Origin of the sequence: Roseomonas sp. 18066 (assembly GCF_902706185.1) — a bacterium.
Taxonomy (GTDB): Bacteria; Pseudomonadota; Alphaproteobacteria; order Acetobacterales; family Acetobacteraceae; genus Pseudoroseomonas.
The window spans coordinates 1-9,965 of sequence record NZ_CACSJM010000187.1 but is presented as its reverse complement, the minus strand read 5'-3'; the positions used below and the strand labels follow the sequence as shown (position 1 = coordinate 9,965).

10 protein-coding genes are annotated in these 9,965 nt (G+C 70.2%); 2 read left to right on the top strand and 8 right to left on the bottom strand.

Annotated elements, in window-relative coordinates; translation table 11 throughout:
* Nucleotides 1-227 (top strand): hypothetical protein (locus tag GVN67_RS30210; protein WP_235035488.1); only part of this gene is annotated, 227 nt, incomplete at its 5' end.
* Nucleotides 228-403: 176 nt separating this feature from the next.
* Here the strand turns inward: GVN67_RS30210 and clpB are convergent.
* Nucleotides 404-2,971 carry an ATP-dependent chaperone ClpB gene (clpB, locus tag GVN67_RS25735; protein WP_160000177.1) on the bottom strand — a complete coding sequence of 856 codons (2,568 nt, stop codon included), beginning with the start codon at nucleotides 2,969-2,971 and terminating at the stop codon, nucleotides 404-406.
* Nucleotides 2,972-3,106: 135 nt separating this feature from the next.
* Here clpB and GVN67_RS25730 point away from each other — a divergent pair, with 135 nt between their 5' ends.
* Nucleotides 3,107-3,871: an MOSC domain-containing protein gene (locus GVN67_RS25730; RefSeq protein WP_160000176.1), complete on the top strand. Its 765-nt coding sequence runs from the start codon at nucleotides 3,107-3,109 to the stop codon at nucleotides 3,869-3,871.
* A gap of 93 nt (nucleotides 3,872-3,964) precedes the next feature.
* Here the strand turns inward: GVN67_RS25730 and GVN67_RS25725 are convergent, their stop codons facing one another.
* The 7 genes from GVN67_RS25725 to GVN67_RS25695 all read right to left on the bottom strand — a co-directional run.
* Nucleotides 3,965-4,414, bottom strand: coding sequence for a DUF4167 domain-containing protein (locus GVN67_RS25725; RefSeq protein WP_160000178.1), 450 nt, complete (start codon nucleotides 4,412-4,414; stop codon nucleotides 3,965-3,967).
* Nucleotides 4,415-4,652: 238 nt separating this feature from the next.
* Nucleotides 4,653-5,543: a peptide chain release factor N(5)-glutamine methyltransferase gene (prmC, locus tag GVN67_RS25720; RefSeq protein WP_160000175.1), complete on the bottom strand. Its 891-nt coding sequence runs from the start codon at nucleotides 5,541-5,543 to the stop codon at nucleotides 4,653-4,655.
* A complete protein-coding gene (gene prfA / locus GVN67_RS25715) occupies nucleotides 5,536-6,591 on the bottom strand; it encodes a peptide chain release factor 1 (RefSeq protein WP_160000174.1) in 1,056 nt (351 codons plus the stop codon). Before prfA ends, prmC begins: the two co-directional genes overlap by 8 nt.
* Nucleotides 6,592-6,660: 69 nt before the next feature.
* A complete protein-coding gene (hisS, locus tag GVN67_RS25710) occupies nucleotides 6,661-7,977 on the bottom strand; it encodes a histidine--tRNA ligase (protein ID WP_160000173.1) in 1,317 nt (438 codons plus the stop codon).
* 37 nt (nucleotides 7,978-8,014) lie between these two features.
* Nucleotides 8,015-8,260, bottom strand: a complete 246-nt coding sequence (locus tag GVN67_RS25705; RefSeq protein ID WP_160000172.1) for a hypothetical protein — start codon at nucleotides 8,258-8,260, stop codon at nucleotides 8,015-8,017.
* Nucleotides 8,261-8,282: 22 nt separating this feature from the next.
* Nucleotides 8,283-9,431 carry a flavodoxin-dependent (E)-4-hydroxy-3-methylbut-2-enyl-diphosphate synthase gene (ispG, locus tag GVN67_RS25700; protein ID WP_160000171.1) on the bottom strand — a complete coding sequence of 383 codons (1,149 nt, stop codon included), beginning with the start codon at nucleotides 9,429-9,431 and terminating at the stop codon, nucleotides 8,283-8,285.
* Nucleotides 9,432-9,528: 97 nt separating this feature from the next.
* Nucleotides 9,529-9,965 (bottom strand): DUF4115 domain-containing protein (locus GVN67_RS25695; protein WP_160000170.1); only part of this gene is annotated, 437 nt, incomplete at its 5' end.

The window sequence follows — 9,965 nt, the reverse complement described above, 5'->3', positions numbered from 1 at the left end:
GCGCCAGCCGCGCATCCCACCCCTCAATCTCCTATCCCCCGCTCGTTAAAGCGACGAACCAGAAGACCAGAGCAGAAACTACCTCAGCCCAATCCCTCAAAAGGATTAAACCAAATCAGCCTCTATCCACTTCCAGAAAACCCGATGCGATTTTAAATCAACAATGGCTCAGCGTTATCCGCCTCACCGACCCGCTTCGGAACATCTCGGCGGGGCGTCGTATTTAGCGAAGTTTCCTTCGCCGGTCAACCACCCCGCTGAAGTTTTCTTCAGCGCCCTCAGCGTCCGGCGTTTCTTTCGAAGCGCCTCAGCGTCGGGAGCCGGCTTTTAGGCCCGGCCCCCTCCCCTGTCAAACGGGTTTCACGAAAATTCCGCGGAGGCATCAAAAAACCGCCGCAGACGCTCAGGCGACGAGCTCCAGCCCCTCGGGCCCCGCGGTCACCCGGACCGTGCTGCCATCGACGACCTTGCCCTCCAGCAGCAGCCCCGCCAGGCGGTCCTGCAGGTTGCGCTGGATCACCCGCTTCAGCGGCCGCGCGCCATAGACCGGGTCGTAGCCGGCCTCGCCCAGCCAGTCGGACGCCGCCTGGTCCAGCTCCAGCGTGATCTTGCGATCCTCCAGCAGCTTGCGCAGCCGGCCGAGCTGGATCGTCACGATGGCGCCCATGTCGTGCCGCGCCAGCCGGCGGAACAGCACGATCTCGTCCAGCCGGTTGAGGAATTCCGGACGGAAGCGGCTGCGCACCACGTTCATCACCTGGCCACGCACCAGGTCGACATCCTCGCCCTCCGGCTGGGCGGCCAGGATCTCGGAGCCCAGGTTGCTGGTCAGCACGATCAGGGTGTTGCGGAAATCGACCGTCCGCCCCTGCCCGTCGGTCAGCCGCCCGTCGTCCAGCACCTGCAGCAGGACGTTGAACACATCCTCATGCGCCTTCTCGACCTCGTCGAACAGGATCACCTGGTAGGGCCGGCGCCGCACCGCCTCGGTCAGCGCGCCGCCCTCCTCGTAGCCGACATAGCCCGGGGGGGCGCCGATCAGCCGGCTGACCGCGTGCTTCTCCATGTATTCCGACATGTCGATGCGCAGCAGCGCCTTGTCGTCGTCGAACATGAAGCTGGCCAGCGCCTTGGTCAGCTCGGTCTTGCCGACACCGGTCGGACCCAGGAACAGGAAGGAGCCGATCGGCCGGTGCGGGTCCTGCAGCCCGGCGCGGGCCCGGCGCACCGCCTTGGATACCGCCTCCAGCGCCTCCTCCTGGCCGACCACCCGGCCGCGCAGCTTGTCCTCCATGCGCAGCAGCTTGGCGCGCTCGCCCTCCAGCATCTTCTCCACCGGCACGCCGGTCCAGCGGCTGACCACGCCGGCGATATCGGCCTCGGTCACTGCCTGGGCGACCAACCGGCTGCCCTCCCCCACCCCGGCCGCCAGACGGCTCTCGAGCTGCGGGATGACGCCATAAAGCAGCTCGGAAGCCCGGCCCAGATCGCCGCGACGCTGCGCCACCTCCACCTCGGTGCGGGCGCGGTCGAGCTCCTCCTTGGCCTTCTGGGTATCGGCCAGCTTGCCCTTCTCGGCCTGCCAGGCGGTCTCCAGGGTCTGCGAGCGCTCCTCCAGCCCGGAAATCTCCAGCTCGAGCTTGAGCAGGCGGTCGCGGCTGGCCGCGTCCTCCTCCTTCTTCAGCGCCTCGCGCTCGATCTTCAGCATCATCAGCCGGCGATCGACCTCGTCGAGCTCCTCCGGCTTGCTGTCGACCTGCATGCGCAGCCGGCTCGCCGCCTCGTCGACCAGGTCGATCGCCTTGTCGGGCAGGAAGCGGTCGGTGATGTAGCGGTTCGACAGGGTCGCGGCCGCCACCAGGGCCGAATCGGCGATCCGCACGCCATGGTGCAGCTCGTACTTCTCCTTGATCCCGCGCAGGATCGAGACGGTGTCCTCGACGCTGGGCTCGCCGACGAAGACCGGCTGGAAGCGACGGGCCAGCGCCGCGTCCTTCTCCACATGCTTGCGGTATTCGTCGAGCGTGGTGGCGCCGATGCAATGCAGCTCGCCGCGGGCCAGCGCCGGCTTCAGCAGGTTGGAGGCGTCCATCGCCCCATCCGCCTTGCCCGCGCCGATCAGCGTGTGCATCTCGTCGATGAACAGCACCACCTCGCCGGCGGCGGTCTCGATCTCGGTCAGCACGCCCTTCAGGCGCTCCTCGAACTCGCCGCGATACTTGGCGCCGGCCACCATGGCGCCGAGGTCGAGGGCGAGGACGCGCTTGTCCTTCAGCGCCTCCGGCACGTCGCCATTGACGATGCGCAGCGCCAGCCCCTCGACGATCGCCGTCTTGCCGACGCCGGGCTCGCCGATCAGCACCGGGTTGTTCTTGGTGCGGCGGGCCAGCACCTGGATGGCGCGGCGGATCTCCTCATCCCGGCCGATCACCGGGTCCAGCTTGCCGCTGCGCGCCGCCTCGGTCAGGTCGCGGGCGTATTTCTTCAGCGCGTCGAACTGCTGCTCGGCGCTGGCGCTGTCGACCTTGCGGCCCTTGCGCATGGCGGTGATCGCCTGCTCCAGCCGCTCCGCCGTGGCGCCCGCCGCGACCAGGGCGCGGCCCGAGGGCGTGTCGCTGGCCGCCAGCGCCACCAGCAGCCGGTCCTGCGCCACGAAGGCGTCGCCGGCCTTGCTGGCCTGCTGCTGGGCCGCGTCCAGCACGCGCACGATATCGGGCATGAATTGCGGCTGGCCGGCGCCGCCGCCCTGCACCTTGGGCAGCCTGCCCAGCTCCGCCTCGACGGCCGCCTTGGCCTGCGCCGGCTCGCCGCCGGCGGCACGGATCAGCCCTGCCGCGGCGCCCTGCTCGTCATCGAGCAGCGCCTTCAGCAGGTGCTCCGCGGTGATGCGCTGGTGGTAGTCACGGATCGCAATGGTCTGCGACGCCTGCAGGAAACCGCGGGCGCGTTCGGTGAATTTCTCGATATCCATCTGTCCCTCCGATGAGGCAACCGGCTGCCCGATGCCCCTGAAAAGGCGACGTCAGGCACCGCTCGTGCTAGCGATGTGGTAGGGGAGGCCGCGTCGCTTCAAGGGGCGGCCGGCGAAAAACCAGGAGCCAGTCCGATGCGTGTCGAGCATCTCTACCGCTATCCCGTGAAGGGCCTCTCGGCCGAGGCGCTCGAGCAGACCCATCTGGACGAAGGCGAATGCATCCCGCATGACCGCCGCTTCGCGCTCGTCCAGGGCGACGCGCCCTTCGACCTGGATGCCCCCGCCTTCCTGCCCAAGCAGAACTTCGCCTGCCTGATGGCCAATGCCCGGCTGGCGCTGGTGGCCTCCGCTTTCGACGACCGCCGCGGCGCGCTGGCGCTGCGGGTGCCGGGCGCCGAGCCGATCCAGGCCGACCTGTCGACCGAGGCCGGGCGCCAGGCGGTCTCGGCGCTGCTGACCGCCTATCTGGGCACCGAGGCGCGCGGCACGCCCTGGTTCACCGAGGCCCCCGGCCATGCCTTCACCGACCAGAAGCTGAAGGGGATCTCGCTGGTCAACCTGGCCAGCATCACGGCGCTGGAGCGCGCCATCGGCCAGAAGCTCGACCCGCTGCGCTTCCGCGCCAATGTCTATTTCAGCGGGCTGCCGGCCTGGGCCGAGTTCGACTGGATCGGCCAGGAGGTGATGCTGGGCGGCGCCCGGCTGGAGGTCTTCAAGCGCACCGTGCGCTGCCCGGCCACCCAGGTGAACCTGGAGACGGGCGAACGCGACCTCGATATCCCGAAGCTGCTGCGGCGGCATTTCGGCCATGCCGATCTGGGCGTGCATGCGCGGGTGGTGGCCAGCGGCAAGGTCGCCCTCGGCGACGCGCTCGAGGCGCTGGCGCCGCCAACCTGACGGGGGCGGCCTAAGCGGGCCGGGGCATCGTCGCCCCGCCCGTCTGGAGGGGCCAGCGCGCCGCGCTGCCCCGTCCCTGAAGCGACGCCGTCCTTACTGGACGATTTCGCGCTGCTCCGCCTGGTCGGCGCCGTCGTCATAGCCCTGCGACTGGCCGTTCATATGGCCCTGCACCTCGGCCTCGCCTTGCGGATCGCCCTGGTCGGAACCATCGCCCGAATGCTGGCGGCGCGGGCCCGGATTGGCCTGCTGCGCGGCCTGGGCCATCGCGTTCAGGATGCGGAAATAGTGCTCGGCATGCTGGAAATAGCTCTCGGCCATCACCCGGTCGCCGGCGCCGGTCGCGTCGCGGCCGAGCTGCAGGTATTTCTCGAACAGCTGCTGGGCGGTGCCGCGCAGCCGCATGTCCGGTCCATTGGAATCGAACACATGGTTTCGATTCATCGGTTGATGGCTGGTCTGGCGGAACTGCTGTCCGCCGCCGCCGCCGCCCCCGCCGCCATGGCGATGACCGCCACGGCCGCGCATGCGCTTCATGTTCATTGGTGTTGCGTTCGCCGTCTCACGCTCGCGCCGTCCGGAGGCAGGAATGATCCGGAATGGACCATGATGCGCCAGGGGCACTCGCTGATGGTGTTGCATCGCTGCGGCGCCGGGGAGCGAAACCAGGCCCGAAGGTCGTGGTCTCATAGGCTATCCCGGCGGGTCCAGCCGGGGGGCACTCCGCCCGGGTCCGCGGAAACACCCTAGCCACAAGGGGCTGCGGCGCCAAACGGTTTTTTCAGCCGCGACCGGCCTCAGGCGTAAACGGGGCCTTTATCACCAGCGCCCGCGCGATGCCCGACAGATCGTCACGCAGGCCGCCGATGGCAAGCCCCGCCGCCACGGCCAGCGCCGCGACCGCCGGCCCCTGGCCCTCGCCCAGCTCCAGCACCGCGACACCCCCCGGCGCCAGCAGCCGCGGCAGGCTGGCCGCGATGACGCGATAGGCGTCGAGCCCGTCGGCCCCGCCATCCAGCGCCCGGCCGGGCTCATGCCCGGCGACCTCCGGCATCAGCGCAGGGATGTCAGCGCTTTCGATATAGGGCGGGTTGGACAGCACCAGATCGAAGCGGCCCGCCAGCGCGGCGCCCCAGTCGCCCGCCAGGAAGGCGGCACGGTCGGCCAGGCCATTGGCCGCGGCGTTGCGCGCCGCCAGCGCCGCGGCCTCGGGGTTCAGGTCCAGCCCGATGCCGAAGGCCCCTGCCCGCTCCGCCAGGACCGCCAGCAGCAGGCAGCCGGTTCCGGTGCCCAGGTCGAGCACCCGCAGGCCCGCGCGGTCCGGCACCGCCGCCAGCGCCGCCTCGACGATCGCCTCGGAATCGGCGCGCGGGATCAGCGTTGCCGGGGAAACCTCGAGCTGCAGCGTCCAGAACCCGGCCTGGCCGAGGATATAGGCCATCGGCTCATGCGCCAGCCGCCGCCGCAGCATCGCCCCGAAGCGCTCGGCGGCCTCCGGGGGCACCGTCGCCCGCGAGTCGCGCAACAGGTCTTCGACGGGCCGCTGCAAGGCTTCCGCCAGCAGCAGCCGGGCCTCCATCCGCGGCGTCTCGATGGCGGCGGCGCGCAGATGCTGCCCGGCGCGACAGAGAAAAAACCCGACGGTCCCGGCGGGGTCCGGGCAGTCAGACACCCTCGGCCGCCAGCCGCGCCGCCTCGTCCTCGGCGATCAGCGCGTCGATGATGTCGTCCAGCTCGCCCTGCATGATCCGGTCGATCTTGTGCAGGGTCAGGCCGATGCGGTGGTCGGTGACGCGGCCCTGCGGGAAGTTGTAGGTGCGGATCCGCTCCGACCGGTCGCCGGTGCCGACCTGCGACTTGCGGTCGGCCGAGCGCGTGGCGCTGACCTGGCTGCGCTGCGCCTCGTAGAGCCGCGCCCGCAGCACCTTCATCGCCTTGGCGCGGTTCTTGTGCTGGCTGCGCTCCTCCTGCATCGCCACCACCGTGCCGGTCGGCAGATGGGTGATGCGGACCGCGCTGTCGGTCTTGTTGACATGCTGCCCGCCGGCGCCGCTGGCCCGGTAGGTGTCGATGCGCAGGTCGCCGTCATTGATCTGGACGTCGACCTCCTCGGCCTGCGGCAGCACGGCGACCGTCACCGTCGAGGTATGGATGCGGCCCTGCGTCTCGGTCGCCGGCACGCGCTGCACCCGGTGCACGCCGCTCTCGAACTTCAGCCGGGCGAAGACGCCGGCGCCCTCGACCTCGGCCACCGCCCCCTTGATGCCGCCGAGCTCGGATTCGTCATAGTCGAGCAGCCCGAAGCGCCAGCCGCGCGCGGCGGCATAGCGCTGATAGGCGGCGAAGAGCTCGGCGGCGAACAGCCCGGCCTCGTCGCCGCCAGCCGCCGGGCGGATTTCCAGGATGGCGCTGCCGGCATCGGCCGCATCCTTGGGCAGCAGGGACAGGCGCAACGCCCGCTCCAGGACCGGCACGGCGTCGCGCTGCGCGTAGTACTCGGCCTCGGCCAGCTCCCGCATCTCAGGATCGGCCAGCAGCACCTCGGCCTCGTCACGGGCACGCTCGGCCGCCCGCAGCGCATTCACCCGCTCGACCAGCGGCTCCAGCTCCGAAAGCTCCTTCGCCAGCACGCCAATCTGCGAGCCCTCTGCACTCTCCAGCAAAGCCCGCAACTCATCGGCGCGATACAACAGGCGATCGAGCGTTTCAGGAAGAGCCATCACCAGACCTTTAAAAACAGCACAGCAAGCCGGGGGAATGAATTCCCCCGGAACCCCCTTCTTTTCTTTTTATTCTTCAGCAGCATCCTCGGCGACGATCTCCAGACCCTCGACCACCTGCTCGACCATGGCATCCACCACGCCCGCCGCCGCCAGCGCCGACAACAACCCGGCCACGCCGACGCGCTCCTGGCTGCCATTGCCCAGGTTGCGCACGACGACCACGCCCTCGGCCACCTCGGCCTCGCCGATGATCACCGCCGCCTGCGAGCCGATCTTGTTGGCCCGCTCCATCCGCTTCTTGAGATTGCCCTTATAGGCCATCTCGGCGGGCACGCCGGCGGCGCGCAGCATCTGCAGCATCTCCAGCGAGGCGCCCTCCTCGGCGGCGCTCACCGGGATCACCGCCACCGGGCGGATCGGCTCGGGCGTCTCCTCCAGCAGCTCGGCCAGGCGCTCGACGCCCGCCGCCCAGCCGACGCTCGGCGTCGCCGGCCCGCCCATCTCCTGCACCAGCCCGTCATAGCGGCCGCCGGCCATCACCGTGCCCTGCGCGCCCAGCCGGTCGGTGACGAACTCGAAGGCGGTGTGGCTGTAATAGTCGAGGCCCCGCACGATCCGCGGATTCTTGCGATACGGCACGCCGAAGCTGTCCAGATGCGCCAGCACGCCCTCGAAGAAGGCCGCGGCCTCCGGCGTCAGGTGCTCGAAGATGGTCGGCGCATCGGCCACCAGCAGCTTGTCGCCCTCGTTCTTGCTGTCGAGGATCCGCATCGGGTTCTTCTCGAGCCGGATACGGCTCTCTTCCGACAGCTGGTCCTGGCGCGCGGTGAAATAGGCCACCAGCGCCGCGCGATAGGCGTCGCGGGACGCCGCATCGCCCAGCGTGTTGATCTCCAGCACCACGCCGTCATCGATGCCCAGCTGCTGCAGGATCTGCCAGCCGCAGGCGATCACCTCGGCATCGGCCAGCGGCTCGGCCGCCCCCATGATCTCGGCGCCGATCTGGTGGAACTGGCGGTAGCGGCCCTTCTGCGGCCGCTCGTAGCGGAACATCGGCCCGGTGTAGAACACCTTGCGCGGCAGGCCACCCTGGGTCAGCCCGTTGCTGACCAGCGCGCGGCAGACGCCGGCGGTGCCCTCGGGGCGCAGCGTCACCGAATCGCCGCCGCGATCCTCGAAGGTGTACATCTCCTTGGTCACCACGTCGGAGGTGTCGCCGAGGGTGCGCGCGAAGACGCCCGTCGCCTCGAAGATCGGCGTCGACCATTCCTCCAGCCCGTACAGGCCGGTGACATGGCGCGCCGTCTCGACCACCTGCGCATGGCGGCGGAAGCCTTCGCCGATCAGATCCTTGGTGCCGCGAACCGGCTGCATTCCGCTCAAGGCTTTTCTCGCTCTCTCGAATTCGGGCCGCGACCGGTCAGGCGCGGGCGTCCGGGCTGTCGGTCACGCTGTCCGGGGGCGCTTCCTCGTACCGGCGGTAGATCTGCTCGAACTGGATCCACTGCTTCGGCGTGAAGATCGCCTTGTCACCATAGCGCACCAGCCGGGCCACCGCTTCCTCGACGAAGCGGCCCTCCCATTCGCTGCCGGCGCGCGCCGCCGCGGCCAGGCCGCGCAGCCGCGCCAGCATGGTCTTCGCCCTGTCCGGCGTCAGTCGCGGCATGAAGAAACTCCGGCTTCGTCGGTCATTCGGCGGCCTTCGCCAGGGCAGCGGCGGGCGCCGGCGTGGGCGCGGGCATGGCGGCGGCGATCTCGGCAGCCTTCGCCTCGACCAGGCCGACGATGTGGTCGACCATGCCGTCCTGGCCCATCGTGTGGTGCGTCTTGCCGGCCGCATAGACCATGTGCCGGCCACCGCCGCCGCCGGTGACGCCGATATCGGTCATCAGCGCCTCGCCCGGGCCGTTCACCACGCAGCCGATGATCGACAGGCTCAGCGGCACCTCGATATGCGCCAGCCGCTCCTCCAGCGCCGCCACCGTCTCGATGACGTTGAAGCCCTGCCGCGCGCAGGAGGGGCAGGAGATGATCTTGACGCCGCGATGGCGGATGCCGAGCGACTTCAGCATGTCCCAGCCGACATGCACCTCCTCCTCCGGCTCGGCCGAGAGCGAGACGCGCAGCGTGTCGCCGATGCCGGCCCAGAGCAGGCTGCCCAGCCCGATCGAGGACTTCACCGTGCCGGTGCGCTTCCCCCCCGCCTCGGTGATGCCGATATGCAGCGGGTGGTCGCAGGCCTCGGCCAGCTGCTGATAGGCGGCCACCGCCAGGAAGACGTCGGAGGCCTTCACGCTGATCTTGAACTCGTGGAAGTCGAGCTCCTGCAGGTGGGCGGCATGCCACAGCGCGCTCTCGACCAGCGCCTCCGGGTTGGGCTCGCCGTATTTCTCCAGCAGGTGCCGCTCCAGGCTGCCGGCATTGACGCCGATGCGGATCGAGCAACCATGGTCGCGGGCGGCCTTGACGACCTCCTTCACCCGCTCCTTCGAGCCGATATTGCCCGGATTGATCCGCAGGCAGGCGGCGCCGGCCACGGCCGCCTCGATCGCCCGCTTATAGTGGAAGTGGATATCGGCCACGATCGGCACGTTCACTTCCCGCACGATCTCGGCCAGCGCCGCGGTCGAGGCCTCGTCGGGGCAGGAGACGCGGACGATGTCGACCCCGGCCACCTCGGCCCGGCGGATCTGGGCGATGGTCGCCGCCGCGTCATGGGTCAGCGTGTTGGTCATGGTCTGGACGGTGATCGGCGCGTCGCCGCCCACCAGGACCTTGCCCACGCGGATCTGCCGGGATTTCCGGCGCTGGATCTGCTGGTAGGGACGATAGGACATGGCGGTCAGGCCTCCCGCTGCGGCATGGGGCCGATATGGCAGCACTGCGGCCATCGGCCAAGGCCATCCCCCGCGGGGCAGGCCTGATCGGGCAGCGTCAGCGCGGCGCTGGCGTCGCGTTCCGCAGCCGCTCGGGGTCGAGCGAGATATCGCGCCGCACGCCCACCTGATTGGCCAGCACCTGGGTGGCGGCGCCGTCCAGCTCGATGCTCAGCGCCTCGGCCTTGCCGGTGCTGAGCACCAGGCCGGGCTGATTGGGCACCTCGAAGGTCTCGCGCGGCTGCAGCGTGCGGTTCAGCAGCACCCGGCCGGTGCGCGAGTCGCGGATCTGCACCCAGGAATTGTCGATGGCGCGCAGCACCACGCCGGAGGCGGCGGGCGCCGCGGGCGCGGCCGGCACGCTGGCCAGCGGCGGCGGCACCGGGGCGGCCGGCGGCGGCGCGCCCGGGGCGGCGGTGCCCGGAATGGTGGTGCCCGGAGTGCCCGGCGTCGCAGGCGCACCGGCGCCCGGCGGCTGGCCGGGCGCCGGTGCGC